Genomic DNA, 16,875 nt, shown 5'->3' with positions numbered 1-16,875 from the left:
AGCAGCGAACCGGAGCGATGGGGAGACGCAATGGATGCTGCACAGCAGGAAGCGACCGCCAGAGCCAGAGAGCTCCAGCGCAGCTGGTACGGCGAACCGCTGGGGGCGCTCTTCCGTCGGCTGATCGACGACCTCGGCCTCAACCAGGCCCGGCTCGCCGCCATACTGGGACTCTCCGCCCCCATGCTGTCACAGCTGATGAGCGGTCAGCGTGCGAAGATCGGCAACCCGGCCGTCGTCCAGCGCGTCCAGGCCCTGCAGCAGCTCGCCGGCCAGGTCGCCGACGGCAGTGTGAGCGCCGTCGAGGCGACGGACCGGATGGAGGAGATCAGGAAGTCGCAGGGCGGTTCGGTGCTGACTGCCTCCGGCCAGACCGCCGTCGGCTCGGGCGCGCCCACGGTGCGCCGCGTCGTCCGGGAGATCCAGTCGCTGCTGCGCTCGGTCGCGGCGGCCGGCGACATCATCGACGCCGCCGACTCGCTCGCCCCCACCCATCCCGAACTGGCAGAGTTCCTCCGGGTGTACGGCGCCGGCCGCACCGCGGACGCGGTCGCGCACTACGAGTCGCACCAGAGCTGACGAAGGACGCGGCGGGGGCGGACGGCGGTACGGCGCGCCGCGGTGACGGGCGGCCACGGAACGGGGAGCGACACGGCGCGATGGGCGAGGTCTTCGCGGGGCGGTACGAGCTGGTCGACCCGATCGGGCGGGGCGGCGTGGGAGCCGTCTGGCGTGCCTGGGACCAGCGCCGCCGCCGGTACGTCGCGGCGAAGGTGCTCCAGCAGAGCGACGCCCACACACTGCTGCGCTTCGTGCGCGAGCAGGCCCTGCGCATAGACCACCCGCACGTCCTCGCCCCGGCGAGCTGGGCCGCCGACGACGACAAGGTCCTGTTCACCATGGACCTCGTCGGCGGCGGCTCCCTGGCGCACATGGTCGGGGACTACGGTCCGCTGCCGGCGCGGTTCGTCTGCACCCTGCTCGACCAGTTGCTGTCCGGCCTGGCCGCGGTGCACTCCGAGGGGTGGTGCACCGCGACATCAAACCGGCGAACATCCTGCTGGAGGCCACCGGCACGGGGCGGCCGCACCTGCGGCTGTCCGACTTCGGGATCTCGATGCGCAAGGGCGAGCCGCGCCTGACCGAGACCGACTACGTGGTCGGCACCCCCGGCTACTTCGCGCCCGAGCAGCTCATGGGCGCCGAACCGGACTTCCCCGCCGATCTGTTCGCGGTCGGCCTGGTCGCCCTGTACCTGCTCCAGGGCCGGAAGCCGGATTCCCGGGCGCTCGTGGCGCACTTCCAGACGCACGGCACCCCGGGTGCGCCCCAGGGCATCCCGGAACCGCTGTGGCAGGTCCTGGCGGGACTGCTCCAGCCCGACCCCGAGGCCCGGTTCCGCACCGCGAACGGCGCCCGCAAGGCGCTCTCGTCCGCGGTGGAGCTGCTGCCCGGCCCGGTGGACGGGGAGGAGCCGGTGGAGGTCCTCGACCAGCTCGGCCCGCTGCCGCCCGGGTACGGCCCGGACGGCCCCGTGCCCACCCCGGTGCCCGCACCCCCTCCCGTACCGGGGCGGCCGGCCGCCGCGACGCGGGGGCTGCCGTCGCCGTCCGGGACGGGCGGCTTCCACCTGGCCCCGCCACTCCCGCGCCCCGCCCCGCCCCGGCCCGTCGCGGCTCCCCCGCCGCCCGACCCCCACTCCCCGCACCCCCCGGCGCCGTACCCGTATCCGTATCCGGCACCGGCACCGTACCCGGGCGCGCCCGCGCCGAACGGGCACGCGCCCCCTCCCCCTACCGTCACGGCGCCCGCCCCCGTGACGGTCCCGCGCCGGCCGGGTCCTCCGCGCGCGGTGGCGGTTCCGGTCGTCCTGCTGGCCCTGGTCTGCTACGCCGTCGGCTTCTGGGCGCTCACCCGGATCTGAGCCACCCGTCCCGCGGCGTCCCTCACCGCACCGGCCCGCCCGGCGACGGCGGTGCGGGGCCGCCCGCCGCCGGGGCCGCCGGTCCCGGACCGGCCGTCGCACCCGGACGGCGCCGCGCCAGCGCGGTCCACAGGCCGAGACCGAGCAGCAGTGCCGTCCCGGTGCCGATGCCCGCCGCCGCGACGAGCCTCATCGTGCCGGCGTCCCCCGCACGCGCGCCGCTCTCCCCGGCGGCCGCGGCCCTCCGGTCTTCCCCGGTGACCTCGAAGACCCCGGCCGGACCGGCGTACGGCGGCGGTGCCGCGGCCCCGCCCTCGACGTTGACGCGCAGGGTCAGCCCGTACGGCCCGTCGCCGAACTCCTCCCCCACCCCCGGGTTGAGGCTCACGCGCAGGTAGTACCAGCCCGCGAAGCGCAGGCCGCCGACCCTGGGGTCGGAGCTGAAGCGGTTCTCGTACGCCACCGGCGGCAGCGGGTCGAGGGCCACCGACTTCTGTCTGCCGTCGTACGCCAGGGAGTCCTCGCCGACGACCGGGCCCAGCGCCGGGTTGTACAGCGACACGGGCAGCGCACCGGCCACGAAGCCGCCACCGGACGAGCTGCCGAGGTCGGCGCTGACGAACAGCTGCTGGCCCCAGTCGACGGGGACGCGGTAGAAGCGGCTCTGGCCGGGTTCGATGCGGTCGGTCCACTCGCCCTCGGTGAGGCCGGGCGCGTCGGAGAAACCGGCGCCGCCGGCCCGCTCGCGGGGCCCGCCCGCGGGTGGTTCCGGCGAGGCGCTGGGCCAGTCGCCGGGGGCCGCGGTCGGGCCGGCCTTCCCCAGCCCCGGCTCCAGGAAGTGCCGGAGTTCCAATCCCCAGGGCTCCCCCGTCGACGACTCCCCGCCCTCGCGCTCGACGACGACGTAGTACGAGCCGGCCTCCCGGCACAGCGACCGGCCCGGGGTGAGCGTGCGGTCGGCGTACGCGGCGATCGGCCGGGCGAACCCCGCGGAGCCGAACCGCGCGGTTCCGCTGCCGCAGTCGGAACCGTCCCGGTTCTGGAGGGAGACCTTCAGCCCGTCCCGGTACGAGGGCCGGGCGCCCGGGGGCGGTACGGCGACGGCGGAGACGTACGCGTGGTCGGCGGCGTCCAGGTCGACGCGGTAGACCAGCCTGCCGTCCCGGGGGAGGTCGTCCCGGTAGACCGGGCCGGCGGTCAGGCGGGGGGCGTCGCTCGTGGTCGAGGAGCCCCGGACCGTCCGGGCGTCCCCGGCGAAGGCGTACGGGGCGGGCGCACCGGCCGCGGGGGCCGCCGGTGCGGGTGGCCCCGAGGCGAGGACCACCGCCCCGGCCAGCGCCGCCACCGCGCCGGCGCGCGCGGTCCGGACCCCCGTCCCGCAGCGGACCCCCCTCGCGCGGCCGGTCGCCGCCACGCGTCCCGCGGCGGTTCCCGCCCCGTCGGCCCCGGCCGCGCCGCCGGCCCGTCCTCGCACGTCCACGCGCTTCCCCTCCTCGTCTCCCTGCCCGCACCATCCTGCCCGGCGTCCACCGCCGGCGCCCGGGGCCGCCGATCGCCCCGCCGGTCCGCGGCCGCGCGTACGGCCCTGCGCTCCGGCCGACGCCCCGGTCGGTGTTCCGGACCGGGGACGGCCCCGCCCTCCGCTTAGACGGGCGGGGGTTCGCTCGGGCGAACCCGCGGCGGATCCGTTCGGTCTCCGCGACGGGAAGGACCCGCGGCGGAGGGGGCCCCACGACGAGAAGGGCCCCGGCCGCTTCCCAGCAGCCGGGGCCCCTCATGCGTGTGGAGCGCTCACGAACCCGCGGGCACGGAGTCGGTCGCCTCCGTCCACAGGTCCTGCTCGGCGCGATCCGCCTGGATCTGGCGGTACACGAGGAGCCCGCCGATGGCGGCCAGTGCGACCAGGAGAAGCTTCTTCACCGCGCGACCTCGTCTTTCGTTGACGTGGGAGTCCTTATGGCGCCCGACTATACACACCGATCGATACCAATCGGTGACCTAGCTGCGCACGGCAGTACGACACCGCCCCGGCGTCCCATTCGCACGACCGTACGGGCCTGGAAAAGCCGTAGGCCCCGGTCTCCCGACCGGGGCCTACGTTTCTGTGGGGCTAACAGGATTTGAACCTGTGGCCTCATCCTTATCAGGGATGCGCTCTAACCAACTGAGCTATAGCCCCTCCGCGCTGCGCGCTGACCTCTGAAGATTAGCGCACAGGGCGGCTCCAGCCAAAATCGCTATTCGTCCTCGGCGAGCGTCAGCTCCACTCCGCCCACGAAGCCGGCCGCCAGGTTGTAGACGAAGGCGCCCAGCGTGGCCAGTGCCGTGGCCAGTACGACGTCGATCACGGCGATCACCGATGTGAAGAGGAGGACGCGCGGCAGCGACAGGAACGCCTGCAGGTCGAACCCGTTGCTCTCGGTGGACCCGGTCGCGTCGCTGATCGTCGCGCCGACCGTCGAGAAGACGCCCATCGCGTCCATGACCATCCACAGCACGGCCGCCGCGACGATCGTGCAGATGCCCAGGGCGATGGAGAGCAGGAAGCTGACCTTCATCACCGACCACGGGTCGGCCTTGGCCACCCGCAGCCGCGCCTTGCGCGTCCGGGGCGTCGTCCTGGCGCCCGTACGGGGCCGGCGCACCCGCTCCCCGGTCCGGTCGTCCCCGCGGACGTCCTGGGCCGCGTACGCCTGCGGTGGGCGGTACGGCTGGGCCGGCCGGCCGGCGGAGGGCCGCTCACCGGGCAGCGGGCCCTCGTCGTACGTCTCGTACGGGGCCTGCGGCCCGCGCGGGTCGGTCACCGCAACCCCCTGGGAGTCCGTGGCAGGGCCACGGGCACCGTTCTTCCTCGAAGCGGCCGAACCGGCGCCCGTGGCTCCGCTCACGCTTTACTCCTCGTGCTCCCCGGCCGAGGACTCCGTGCCCCCGGCTGCCTCGACCGCGGCGCCGGTGCCGACGGCGCCCTCGGTCCCTTCCGCGTCCGTGCCCGCGCCCTCCGCCGCGTCGGTCTGCTCGACCTCCTCGGCTTCGGCGCCGGCCTCGGCGTTCCGCGCGATGCCCACGACGGCGTCGCGCTTGCCCAGGTTGATCAGCTGGACGCCCATGGTGTCACGGCCGGTCTCCCTGACTTCGTTGACGCGCGTGCGGATCACACCGCCGGACAGCGTGATGGCGAGGATCTCGTCACCCTCCTCGACCACCAGCGCGCCGACGAGCGAACCGCGGTCCTCCACGATCTTCGCAGCCTTGATGCCGAGACCGCCACGACCCTGGACGCGGTACTCGTCGACGGGCGTCCGCTTGGCGTAACCGCCGTCCGTGGCCGTGAAGACGAACGTACCGGGACGGACGACGTTCATCGAGAGGAGTTCGTCGCCTTCGCGGAAACTCATGCCCTTCACGCCGGAGGTGGCCCGGCCCATGGGGCGCAGCGCCTCGTCCGTCGCGGTGAAGCGGATGGACTGGGCCTTCCTGCTGATGAGCAGCAGGTCGTCCTCGGCGGAGGCCAGCTCCGCGCCGATCAGCTCGTCGGCGAGGCCTTCGGCGCCGTTGTCCCGCTCGCGCAGGTTGATGGCGATGACGCCGCCCGAGCGCGGGGAGTCGTAGTCCTTGAGCGGGGTCTTCTTCACCAGGCCCGCCTTGGTCGCGAGGACCAGATAGGGCGCCGCCTCGTAGTCGCGGATCGCGAGAATCTGGGCGATCCGCTCGTCCGGCTGGAAGGCCAGCAGGTTGGCGACGTGCTGGCCCCGGGCGTCCCGGCCGGCGTCGGGCAGCTCGTACGCCTTGGCGCGGTAGACGCGGCCCTTGTTGGTGAAGAACAGCAGCCAGTGGTGCGTGGTGGAGACGAAGAAGTGGTCGACGATGTCGTCCTCCTTCAGCTTCGCGCCCCGCACGCCCTTGCCGCCGCGCTTCTGCGACCGGTAGTCGTCGGTCTTCGTCCGCTTCACGTAGCCGCCGCGGGTGATCGTGACGACGATGTCCTCCTCGGCGATCAGGTCCTCGATGGACATGTCGCCGTCGAACGGCACGAGCTGCGAGCGGCGGTCGTCGCCGAACCTCTCCACCAGCTGCGCCAGCTCCTCGCTGACGATCCGCCGCTGGCGGGACTCGGAGGCGAGGATGGAGTTGTAGTCGTCGATCTTCGCCTGGAGCTCGTCGTGCTCCGCGACGATCTTCTGGCGCTCCAGGGCGGCCAGGCGGCGCAGCTGCATCTCCAGGATGGCGTTGGCCTGGACCTCGTCGATCTCCAGCAGGCCCATCAGGCCCCCGCGCGCGACCTCCACCGTGTCGCTGCGCCGGATCAGGGCGATGACCTCGTCGATCGCGTCCAGCGCCTTGAGCAGGCCGCGCAGGATGTGGGCCCGCTCCTCGGCCTTGCGCAGGCGGAAGCGCGTGCGGCGGACGACGACCTCGATCTGGTGGGTCACCCAGTGGCGGATGAACGCGTCCAGCGAGAGCGTGCGCGGCACCCCGTCGACCAGCGCGAGCATGTTCGCGCCGAAGTTGGTCTGGAGGTCGGTGTGCTTGTAGAGGTTGTTAAGGACGACCTTGGCGACCGCGTCGCGCTTGAGGACGATGACGAGGCGCTGGCCCGTGCGGGAGCTGGTCTCGTCGCGGACGTCCGCGATGCCGCCGATCCTGCCGTCCTTCACCAGGTCGGCGATCTTCTGCGCGAGGTTGTCCGGGTTGACCTGGTACGGCAGCTCGGTGACGACCAGGCACTGCCGGTTCTGGACCTCCTCGACCTCGACGACCGCGCGCATCGTGATGGAGCCGCGGCCGGTGCGGTACGCCTCCTCGATGCCCTTGCGGCCGACGACGAGGGCGCCGGTCGGGAAGTCGGGGCCCTTGATGCGCTCGATCAGCGCGTCCAGCAGCTCCTCGTGGGTGGCCTCGGGGTGCTCCAGCGCCCACTGGGCCCCGGCCGCGACCTCGCGCAGGTTGTGCGGCGGGATGTTGGTGGCCATGCCGACCGCGATGCCGGCGGAGCCGTTGACCAGCAGGTTCGGGAAGCGCGACGGGAGGACCGTCGGCTCCTGGTTGCGGCCGTCGTAGTTGTCCTGGAAGTCGACGGTCTCCTCGTCGATGTCCCGGAGCATCTCCATGGACAGGGGCGCCATCTTGCACTCGGTGTAGCGCATGGCGGCGGCCGGGTCGTTCCCGGGGGAGCCGAAGTTGCCGTTGGAGTCGACCAGCGGCATGCGCATCGACCACGGCTGGGCCAGGCGGACCAGGGCGTCGTAGATGGAGGTGTCGCCGTGCGGGTGGTACGTGCCCATGACGTCGCCGACGACGCGGGCGCACTTGTAGAAGCCCTTCTCGGGCCGGTAGCCGCCGTCGTACATGGCGTACAGGACGCGCCGGTGGACGGGCTTGAGGCCGTCCCGCACGTCGGGCAGCGCGCGCGACACGATGACGGACATCGCGTAGTCGAGGTACGAGCGCTGCATCTCGGTCTCGAGCCCGACGGGCTCGACGCGGAGGCCCGCGCCGGGGACGGCGGGCTCCTCTTCGGGTGTCACGGCGGGGGTGTTCTCGTCGGCCATTGCTGGTCTTCAGTCCTTTCGTGCGGTCAGCTGAGACCGACTCAGATGTCGAGGAAGCGGACGTCCTTGGCGTTGCGCTGGATGAACGAGCGCCGTGCCTCCACGTCCTCGCCCATCAGCACCGAGAACAGGTCGTCGGCCTGGGCCGCGTCGTCCAGCGTGACCTGGCCGAGCACCCGGTGGTCCTGGTCCATGGTGGTGATGCGCAGTTCCTCGGCGTTCATCTCGCCCAGGCCCTTGAAGCGCTGGATGGAGTCCTCGCGGATGCGCTTGCCGTTCTGCTTGCCGAGCTCGACGAGCGCGTCGCGCTCGCGGTCCGAGTAGGCGTACTCGAAGTCGTCCCGACCCCACTTGATCTTGTACAGCGGGGGGCGGGAGAGGTAGACGTGGCCGGCCTCGACCAGCGGCCGCATGAAGCGGAAGAGGAACGTCAGCAGCAGGGTGTTGATGTGCTGGCCGTCGACGTCGGCGTCCGCCATCAGGATGATCTTGTGGTAGCGGAGCTTGGAGATGTCGAAGTCCTCGTGGACACCGGTGCCGAAGGCGGAGATCAGCGCCTGGACCTCGGTGTTCTGCAGGATCTTGTCGATCCGCGCCTTCTCGACGTTCAGGATCTTGCCGCGGATCGGCAGGATGGCCTGGTACATCGGGTTGCGGCCGGACTTGGCGGAGCCGCCGGCGGAGTCGCCCTCGACGATGAAGATCTCGCACTTGGTCGGGTCGTTCGACTGGCAGTCGGACAGCTTGCCCGGCAGGGACGCCGACTCCAGCAGGCCCTTGCGGCGCGTCAGGTCCCGCGCCTTGCGGGCGGCCACGCGCGCGGTGGCGGCCTGGATGGCCTTGCGGACGATGTCCGCCGCCTCGTTCGGGTTCCGGTCGAACCAGTCCGACAGGTGCTCGTGGACGACCTTCTGCACGAAGGTCTTCGCCTCCGTGTTGCCCAGCTTGGTCTTGGTCTGGCCCTCGAACTGCGGCTCGCCCAGCTTGACCGAGATGATCGCGGTCAGGCCCTCGCGGATGTCCTCGCCGGTGAGGTTGTCGTCCTTCTCGCGCAGCAGCTTCCTGTCGCGCGCGTAGCGGTTGACGAGGCCGGTCAGCGCCGCGCGGAAGCCCTCCTCGTGCGTACCGCCCTCGTGGGTGTGGATCGTGTTGGCGAACGAGTACACGCCCTCCGTGTACTGCGAGTTCCACTGCATCGCGATCTCGACCGAGAGCATCCGCTCCTTGTCCTCGGCCTCGACCGCGATGACCGTGGGGTGGATCAGCTCGCCCTTGCGGGAGTTGAGGTACTTGACGAAGTCGACGATGCCGCCCTCGTAGTAGTACGTCACCGTGCGCGCCGGCTGCTCCTCCACCGCCTCGGCGGAGGCGTCGGCGTCGTCGGCGTTCATCGTCGCCCTGGCCGACTCGCGCTCGTCGGTGAGCCTGATCGTCAGGCCCTTGTTGAGGAACGCCATCTCCTGGAAGCGGCGGGAGAGGGTCTCGAAGGAGTAGTCGGTGGTCTCGAAGACGTCCGGGTCCGCCCAGAAGGTGACCGACGTCCCGGTCTCCTCGGTGGCCTCGTGCTTGGCCAGGGGCGCGGTGGGGACGCCCAGCTTGTAGTCCTGCGTCCAGCGGTGGCCGTCGGTCTTCACCTCGACGGCGACCCGCGTCGACAGCGCGTTGACCACGGAGACGCCCACGCCGTGCAGGCCGCCGGAGACCGCGTAGCCGCCGCCGCCGAACTTGCCTCCCGCGTGCAGCACGGTCAGGACGACCTCGACGGCGGGCTTGCCCTCGGAGGGGACGATGCCCACCGGGATGCCGCGGCCGTTGTCGACGACGCGGACGCCGCCGTTCTCCAGGATCGTGACGTCGATGGTGTCCGCATGGCCGGCCAGGGCCTCGTCGACGGAGTTGTCGACGACCTCCTGAACCATGTGGTGGAGTCCACGCTCACCGGTCGAGCCGATGTACATGCCGGGCCGTTTGCGGACCGCGTCCAGTCCCTCGAGGACGGTGATCGCGCTGGCGTCGTACGCGGGGGAGCCCGACGCCGGGACCGCGCCGCTCTCGCCGGCAGGAGTGGACGGAATGCTCTCGTTGGGGTTGCCGGAATCGGCCACGAAGCGCCCTTTCTGGCACAGCGCGAACCACCGCCCGGGAGGCCCCGGAGTGGCTGCGTCGTTCGACATGTTCCGCAGTGGGCGGGATTACCTACCAGTCTACCGGTAGCGCTGACAGTCATGGGGGTTTGCCGGTGCCTGGGTCCGCATGTGCCGCTCTGAACCGGCGCCCACCGACTCCCCATATCTGGTACGGGGCTCCAAGGGGCTCACACGGCCACTCAGCGCTTCGGCCCGTCAACCACCCGCAACCACCGCGACCACCTCCGGAACCTCTCCCTCCGCAGCCGTCCGGGGCCCTCGGCCGACCCCCCGCGCCGCAGGTCGCGCCGGTGCCGACGCTCACCGGCCGGCGGGCGGGCACCCCGGCGCGTGCGCGGGAGCGCGGCCGGGCGTCCGGTCCCGGCCGCGCTCCCCCGTTCGAGGGGCCGGCCGTCGCCCCGCGGGAGGCCGTCAGCCGTAGGTGTCGCCGGCCCCGGTGCTCCCGGGCGCCCGCAGCGGGCCGTAGCCGCGGCGCGGCCCGCCCGGTCCGAGCACGCGGATGTGGCGTACCGTCCCGTGCCCCAGGTCCTCGTTGAGCCGGGCCACCAGCCGCGGGGCGAGCAGCCGCAGCTGTGTCGCCCATGCCGTGGAGTCGCACTGGACGGTGAGGACGCGCTCGTCGGGGTCCTCGTCGTACCGCAGCGGCACGCAGTGCTTCGCCAGGTCCTCGCCCACGATCTGCGGCCACCGCCCCATGACGCCGCCGACCGCCGCGGGCGCCTCCCAGCCGCGCTCGGTGATCAGCCGGTTGATCGCCGCGCCCAGCGGCAGCGGGTCGCGCCCGTCGGCGCGCGCCCCGGAGCGCAGCCCGCCGCCGCGGCGCGCCTGCTTCTTCTGCCGGGCGGCGGCGCCCCGCGCCTTCGCCTGCTCCTTCGCCGCGCGCAGCGCCACGCGCGCGAGGTCCACGCCGGACGGCTCGGGGACCGGGACGCGCACCGCGCCCGCCGGCGACTGCGGCTGTGTGCTCATGCGCGCTCCACCGCCCCTTCCGACACCGCGTACCGCGCCCCCGCCAGCACCCCCGGCACGTCGTCGTCCACCGCCGCCGTCACCAGCACCTGCTCACCGGGCGCGACCAGCTCCGCCAGCCGCGCCCGCCGCCTCGCGTCCAGCTCGGCGAAGACGTCGTCCAGCACGAGCACGGGCTCGTTGCCCTCCGCGCGCAGCAGGTCGTACGAGGCCAGCCGCAGCGCCAGCGCGTACGACCAGGACTCGCCGTGGCTGGCGTACCCCTTCGCCGGCATCCGCCCCAGTACCAGGCCGAGGTCGTCGCGGTGCGGCCCGACGAGGGTGACACCGCGCTCGATCTCCTGCCTGCGCACACCGGCGAGCGCGGCGAGCAGCCGCTCGTACAGCTCCTCCCGGCCGGCCGGCCCGGAGGCGTCGCCGACCGCCGAACCGTGGTACTCCAGGGCGACCGGACCGCCGCCGGGGGCCAGCTGCTCGTACGCCTCGGCGGCGAGCGGCTGGAGCACGGCGACGAGGTCGAGCCGCTGTGCGAGCAGTTCGGCGCCGGCCCGCGCGAGGTGCTGGTCCCACACCTCGAGGGTGGACAGGTCCATGGAGCGGCCACCGTGCCGCCGGGCCATCGCGGCGGTTTTCAGCAGGGTGTTGCGCTGCCTGAGGATCCGGTCGTAGTCGGACCGCACGCCGGCCATGCGCGGCGACCGGGCGGTGATCAGCTCGTCGAGGAAGCGCCGCCGTTCGCCGGGGTCGCCCTTCACCAGGGCGAGGTCCTCGGGCGCGAACAGCACGGTGCGTATGATCCCCAGCACATCACGCGGTCTGACCTGCGAGGACCGGTTGACGCGGGCGCGGTTGGCCTTCCCGGGGTTGAGCTCCAGCTCGACGAGCTGCTGCCGCTCGCCCTGCCGGACGGCCGCCCGGATCACGGCCCGCTCGGCGCCGATCCGGACGAGGGGCGCGTCGGACGACACCCGGTGGCTGCCGAGTGTCGCCAAGTAGCCGACCGCCTCGACCAGGTTCGTCTTGCCCTGCCCGTTGGCCCCCACGAACACGCTGACGCCCGGATCGAGCGGGAGCTCGGCCCGGGCGTACGAGCGGAAGTCGGCCAGCGACAGATGCGTGACGTGCATGGTGTGCGCCGACCTCTCCCGGCTGTGCGTGCTACTTGCTCTCGACCGCGTGCCCGCCGAACTGGTTGCGCAGGGCGGCGATCATCTTCATCTGCGGCGAGTCGTCCTGGCGCGACGCGAACCGCGCGAACAGCGACGCGGTGATCGCGGGCAGCGGGACGGCGTTGTCGATGGCGGCCTCGACCGTCCAGCGGCCCTCGCCGGAGTCCGCGGCGTAGCCCCGCAGCTTCTCCAGGTGCTCGTCGTCGTCCAGGGCGCGGACGGCCAGGTCCAGCAGCCAGGAACGGATGACCGTGCCCTCCTGCCAGGAGCGGAAGACCTCGCGGACGTCCGTGACGGAGTCCACGGCCTCCAGCAGCTCCCAGCCCTCGGCGAAGGCCTGCATCATCGCGTACTCGATGCCGTTGTGGACCATCTTCGCGAAGTGGCCGGCACCGACCCTGCCCGCGTGGACGGAGCCGAACTCGCCCTCCGGCTTCAGCGCGTCGAAGACCGGCTGGACCTTCGCGACGTGCTCGGCGTCGCCGCCGTACATCAGGGCGTAGCCGTTCTCCAGGCCCCACACGCCGCCGGAGACGCCGCAGTCGACGAAGCCGATGCCCTTGGCGGCGAGCTCCTCCGCGTGCTTCTCGTCGTCCGTCCAGCGGGAGTTCCCGCCGTCGACGACGACGTCACCGGGGGAGAGGAGCTCCGCCAGCCGGTCGACGGTGGACTGGGTGGCCTCACCGGCGGGCACCATGATCCACACGACGCGCGGGCCCTCCAGCCCGTCCACCAGTTCCTCGGGCTGTGGACGTCGGCGAGGTCCGGGTTGCGGTCGTAGCCGACGACGGTGTGGCCCGCGCGGCGGATGCGCTCGCGCATGTTGCCGCCCATCTTGCCGAGGCCGATGAGACCGAGCTCCATCAGATCTTCCTTACGCGTCGTGTGCGAGTTCGTACCCGCGTCCGAGACTACGCCCGGACGCGGGTGCACACCCGTGGGGTCGGCCCGCCCGGTCAGCCGCTGAGCCGGACCGGCATGATGAGGTACTTGTACGCCTCGTCCGCCTCCGCGTCCACGGCCGGCTTGCCGCTCAGCAGGGCGGGCTTGGTGGAGGTGGTGAAGGACAGCTGGGCGACCGGAGCGTCGATGGCGCTCAGGCCGTCGAGCAGGAACGTCGGGTTGAAGGCGATCGAGATGTCGTCGCCCTCCAGCTGCGCGTCGACGCGCTCCACAGCCTGTGCGTCGTCGCTGGAGCCCGCCTCGAGGATGAGCACGCCCTGCTCGAAGCTGAGCCGCACCGGGGTGTTCCGCTCGGCGACCAGCGCCACGCGCTTCACCGCCTCCACGAACGGGGCCGTCTCGATCGTCGCGACCGAGTTGAACTCCGTCGGGAACAGCGTCCGGTACTTCGGCAGGTCACCCTCGAGCAGCCGGGTGGTGGTGCGGCGCCCGGCTCCCTCGAAACCGATCAGCCCCTCGCCGGCACCGGAGCCGGCCAGCGCCAGCGTCACCGTGTCACCGCTGGTCAGCGCCTTGGCCGTGTCCAGCAGGGTCTTGGCGGGCACCAGGGCGACGGCCGAGGCGTCCGGGGACTCCGGCTTCCACAGGAACTCGCGGACCGCGAAGCGGTAGCGGTCGGTGGAGGCCAGCGTGACCCTGTCGCCCTCGATCTCGATGCGCACGCCCGTCAGGACGGGCAGGGTATCGTCACGGCCCGCGGCGATGGCGACCTGCGCGGCGGCGGAGGCGAAGACCTCGCCGGGCACCGTGCCGGTGGCGGTCGGCATCTGCGGCAGCGCCGGGTACTCCTCCACAGGCAGTGTGTGGAGGGTGAAGCGGGACGACCCGCAGACCACCGTCGCCCGTACACCGTCCGTGGAAATCTCCACCGGCCGGTTGGGGAGGGCGCGGCAGATGTCGGCGAGCAGCCGCCCGGACACCAGGACCGTGCCGTCCTCCTCGACCTCGGCCTCGACCGAGACCCGTGCGGAGACCTCGTAGTCGAAGCTGGAGAAGCTCAGCGCGCCGTCCTCGGCCTTCAGCAGAAGGCCCGCGAGCACGGGCGCGGGCGGACGGGCCGGGAGGCTGCGGGCCACCCAGGCCACCGCCTCCGCGAGTACATCGCGCTCCACCCGGATCTTCACGTAAGCCGCCTCCTGCTGCTACTGGCTCGCCCTGCTGGCCTTCCTCGTCCGGCATCCGTCCGTCCACCGCCGCAGCGGCCGCTTCGGGGATGCCGGGGACCAGTCTGACGTACGCCGCCGACAGCCGGTGCGGCTCGGGGGTCAAGTCGCGGCGAGCCGCAGTCGGGGCGCCGGCGTCGAGTTGTGCACAGGCCCTGCTTCCAGACGGAATCCCAGCTAACTCTGAGTGGGAGTAGTAGTAGGGCCTGTGGAAACCGTGGATAACCCTGTCCACGCAGGTCACAGCGGAAATTTTGTCCACCGTCCCTGTGGGCGACAGCCGTGGACAACCAGGGTCCGCTGTGGACACCGCGAAGTTCTGCACACCCGATGCACAGGCAGGGCCGACTTCTCCCCAGCGGCGTCCCCAGTTTTACCCAGGTTCCCCACAGCCCAATCCGGCTCGTTGGTGTGACCGCTTTCACTCGTCGTGGTGAGCAGGGGTGTTTCGTTGCCGAACAGTGGACGGCTGTGTGGAGAAGCTGTGGACCGCAGACCGGTGCCTGTGGGACGCCGGTGGACAACAGTGATCGGCGTCTGTGGACAGGATGTTTTTCCACAGCTTGTGGATTGTAGTTGATCACAAGTCCACAGGGGTCTGAACTGCGAGGATCGTCTCGTCTTCACCCAGGCTGTGGACAAGTTTCGGATAACTTCTCAGTCCCCACCCTGTGGATGAGTAAAAGTCCCCGAACTTGTGGAGGAAGGTGTGACCGCCACAGCTATTCGAACAGGACCTCCGTGCGCACCGCCTCCGCGGGATCGGTCCGCACGGTGTCCGGGAACGACGGAGGGCGCCCCGGAGCCCTCCCCGGGACGCCCCTCCGCGCGCCGTCAGCCGTTCTTGATGCGGTTCGTCAGCTCGGTCACCTGGTTGTAGATGGAGCGCCGCTCCGCCATCAGCGCACGGATCTTCCGGTCCGCGTGCATGACCGTGGTGTGGTCCCGCCCGCCGAACTGCGCACCGATCTTCGGCAGTGACAGGTCGGTCAGCTCCCGGCACAGGTACATCGCGATCTGCCGCGCCGTCACCAGGACCCTGCTGCGCGACGAGCCGCACAGGTCCTCGACCGTCAGCCCGAAGTAGTCGGCCGTCGCCGCCATGATGGCGCCCGCGGTGATCTCCGGCGCCGTGTCCTCGCCGCCCGGGATCAGGTCCTTCAGCACGCTCTCGGTGAGCACCAGGTCCACCGGCTGGCGGTTGAGGCTCGCGAACGCCGTCACCCTGATCAGCGCGCCCTCCAGCTCCCGGATGTTCCGCGAGATCCGAGACGCGATGAACTCCAGCACCTCCGGGGGGGCGTTGAGCTGCTCCTGCACCGCCTTCTTCCGGAGGATCGCGATGCGCGTCTCCAGTTCCGGCGGTTGGACGTCCGTGGTGAGGCCCCACTCGAAGCGGTTGCGCAGCCGGTCCTCCAGCGTCATCAGCTGCTTGGGCGGCCGGTCGGAGGAGAGCACGATCTGCTTGTTGGCGTTGTGGAGCGTGTTGAAGGTGTGGAAGAACTCCTCCTGCGTCGACTCCTTGCTCGCCAGGAACTGGATGTCGTCCACGAGCAGGATGTCCACGTCCCGGTAGCGCTTGCGGAACGTGTCGCCCTTGCCGTCGCGGATGGAGTTGATGAACTCGTTGGTGAACTCCTCCGAGCTCACGTACCGCACCCGCGTCCCCGGGTAGAGGCTGCGCGCGTAGTGCCCGATCGCGTGCAGCAGGTGCGTCTTGCCGAGGCCCGACTCCCCGTAGATGAAGAGGGGGTTGTACGCCTTGGCCGGCGCCTCGGCGACCGCGACCGCCGCCGCGTGGGCGAAGCGGTTGGACGAACCGATGACGAACGTGTCGAACAGGTACTTCGGGTTCAGCCGGGCGTGCTGCTCCCCGGGCCCGCCCGTGCCGCCGGAACCGCTCCGGCCCGGCCCCCCCCACGCCGCCCACCGGCCCCGGGCCCGCCCCGGGTCCGTGGCCGCCGACCGGTCCGGGCCCCGGCACGCCGCGGCCCCCGGCCCCGCCCCGGACCCCCGGGCCTCCGGAGGCCGCGGGCCCGCCCGGCCGGCTCCGGTCCCGTGGGTCGGGTTGCTCCCCTCGCTCCGTGCGGGAGGAGTCGTATCCCCCGTGCTCGGGGCCCTGCGGGGCGCCGTAGTCGTGGTGCGGCTGCTGCGGGCGGACCGTCGCGTACGGATCGCGGTCCTGGAAGCCGACCGGACGCGGCTGCTGCCAGGGCAGGTCCTCCCGGACGTGCGGCCACGCTCCGGGCTCCGGGCGCTGCTGCTGGTAGTCGGGGTAGGCGGGGCGCACGGACGGCAGCCCGTCGTCCGCTCCGGACCGCCCGTACACGTCGTACGGATCTCCCTGGCCGCGCTCGTCGTAGCCCTGCCCGCCGTCCTCGTAACGCGGGCGCTCCGGTTGGTGCCGCTCCGGGGGGCCGACGGCGGGGACTGGTCGCCCGCGGAGTCGTCGACGGTGATGGCGATCCGGATCGGCCGACCGCACTCACGGCTGAGCGTGTCGCTGATCAGCGGCGCCAGGCGGCCCTCCAGAACGCGCTTGCCCCACTCGTTGGGGACGGCGAGGAGGGCGGTGTCGGCCACCAGCGCGAGGGGCTGGCAGCGCTCGACCCACTGCTTGTCCTTCGGCTCGATGCCCTGCTGCCCCTCGCCGAGGAGCTGCTCCAGCACTCGTGGCCACACTGCGGCAAGATCGGCAGGTACGTCAGCCACGGGGCACGCTCTCTCGCAGGTCCCGCGAATGTGTGCTTCTCGGGACGGGATGGGAAGGACAGGCAGGAAAGGAATGCGGGTCCCGTCACGGTAGTCGCGGCGGCTCGCGTGGTTCAAGTTGTTGTCCACAGCCTGTGCATAGTGTGCGCCGTCGGGCCGCTGGTTTGACCGGATGGCGTAGCCGCGCGTACCGTAACCAGGTCGAGTTGTCGATGGCTGCTGCCGCCTGCCTCCGATGGGCAAAGGTCACATCGCGTGACCGTTCAGCGGTGCACTCGG

General features: G+C 71.9%; 10 protein-coding genes, 1 tRNA gene and 2 pseudogenes. 2 read left to right on the top strand and 11 right to left on the bottom strand.

Annotated elements, in window-relative coordinates; genetic code table 11:
* Positions 1-30 precede the first annotated feature (30 nt).
* Both LUW75_RS12475 and LUW75_RS12470 read left to right on the top strand, forming a co-directional pair.
* A complete protein-coding gene (locus LUW75_RS12475) occupies positions 31-579 on the top strand; it encodes a helix-turn-helix domain-containing protein (RefSeq protein WP_250335672.1) in 549 nt (182 codons plus the stop codon).
* An 80-nt stretch (positions 580-659) separates the two neighbouring features.
* Positions 660-1,924: pseudogene (locus tag LUW75_RS12470) on the top strand (serine/threonine-protein kinase).
* A gap of 22 nt (positions 1,925-1,946) precedes the next feature.
* On the opposite strand, the gene LUW75_RS12465 reads toward LUW75_RS12470, so the two are convergent.
* The 11 genes and pseudogenes from LUW75_RS12465 to dnaA form a co-directional block, all read right to left on the bottom strand.
* Positions 1,947-3,269, bottom strand: coding sequence for a hypothetical protein (locus LUW75_RS12465; protein ID WP_462933792.1), 1,323 nt, complete (start codon positions 3,267-3,269; stop codon positions 1,947-1,949).
* A gap of 446 nt (positions 3,270-3,715) precedes the next feature.
* The gene (locus LUW75_RS12460) at positions 3,716-3,844 is read right to left on the bottom strand and encodes a DLW-39 family protein (protein ID WP_010467770.1); all 129 of its coding nucleotides are present in this window, start codon (positions 3,842-3,844) and stop codon (positions 3,716-3,718) included.
* 185 nt (positions 3,845-4,029) lie between these two features.
* Positions 4,030-4,103, bottom strand: a tRNA-Ile gene (locus tag LUW75_RS12455).
* Between the two features lie 58 nt (positions 4,104-4,161).
* Positions 4,162-4,812 (bottom strand): DUF3566 domain-containing protein, encoded by a 651-nt coding sequence (locus tag LUW75_RS12450; RefSeq protein ID WP_462933725.1) that lies wholly within the window; start codon positions 4,810-4,812, stop codon positions 4,162-4,164.
* A 3-nt stretch (positions 4,813-4,815) separates the two neighbouring features.
* Positions 4,816-7,473, bottom strand: a complete 2,658-nt coding sequence (gene gyrA / locus LUW75_RS12445) for a DNA gyrase subunit A (protein WP_250335669.1) — start codon at positions 7,471-7,473, stop codon at positions 4,816-4,818.
* Positions 7,474-7,514: 41 nt separating this feature from the next.
* Positions 7,515-9,647, bottom strand: a complete 2,133-nt coding sequence (gene gyrB, locus LUW75_RS12440; protein ID WP_250335668.1) for a DNA topoisomerase (ATP-hydrolyzing) subunit B — start codon at positions 9,645-9,647, stop codon at positions 7,515-7,517.
* Positions 9,648-10,031: 384 nt separating this feature from the next.
* On the bottom strand, positions 10,032-10,589 hold the full coding sequence (locus LUW75_RS12435; RefSeq protein ID WP_250335667.1) for a DciA family protein: 558 nt from the start codon (positions 10,587-10,589) through the stop codon (positions 10,032-10,034).
* On the bottom strand, positions 10,586-11,716 hold the full coding sequence (gene recF / locus LUW75_RS12430) for a DNA replication/repair protein RecF (protein ID WP_250335666.1): 1,131 nt from the start codon (positions 11,714-11,716) through the stop codon (positions 10,586-10,588). The genes LUW75_RS12435 and recF overlap by 4 nt, the downstream gene beginning before the upstream one ends.
* 31 nt (positions 11,717-11,747) lie before the next feature.
* Positions 11,748-12,622, bottom strand: a pseudogene (gnd, locus tag LUW75_RS12425) (phosphogluconate dehydrogenase (NAD(+)-dependent, decarboxylating)).
* A 92-nt stretch (positions 12,623-12,714) separates the two neighbouring features.
* Positions 12,715-13,845, bottom strand: coding sequence for a DNA polymerase III subunit beta (gene dnaN / locus LUW75_RS12420; RefSeq protein ID WP_189534448.1), 1,131 nt, complete (start codon positions 13,843-13,845; stop codon positions 12,715-12,717).
* Positions 13,846-14,718: 873 nt separating this feature from the next.
* Complete coding sequence (gene dnaA, locus LUW75_RS12415) at positions 14,719-16,596, bottom strand: chromosomal replication initiator protein DnaA (RefSeq protein ID WP_284453830.1); 1,878 nt, start codon at positions 16,594-16,596, stop codon at positions 14,719-14,721.
* Positions 16,597-16,875 lie beyond the last annotated feature (279 nt).

The organism is Streptomyces sp. MRC013, from assembly GCF_023614235.1.
Classification (GTDB): domain Bacteria; phylum Actinomycetota; class Actinomycetes; order Streptomycetales; family Streptomycetaceae; genus Streptomyces.
This window is presented reverse-complemented; position numbering and strand designations above follow the sequence as displayed.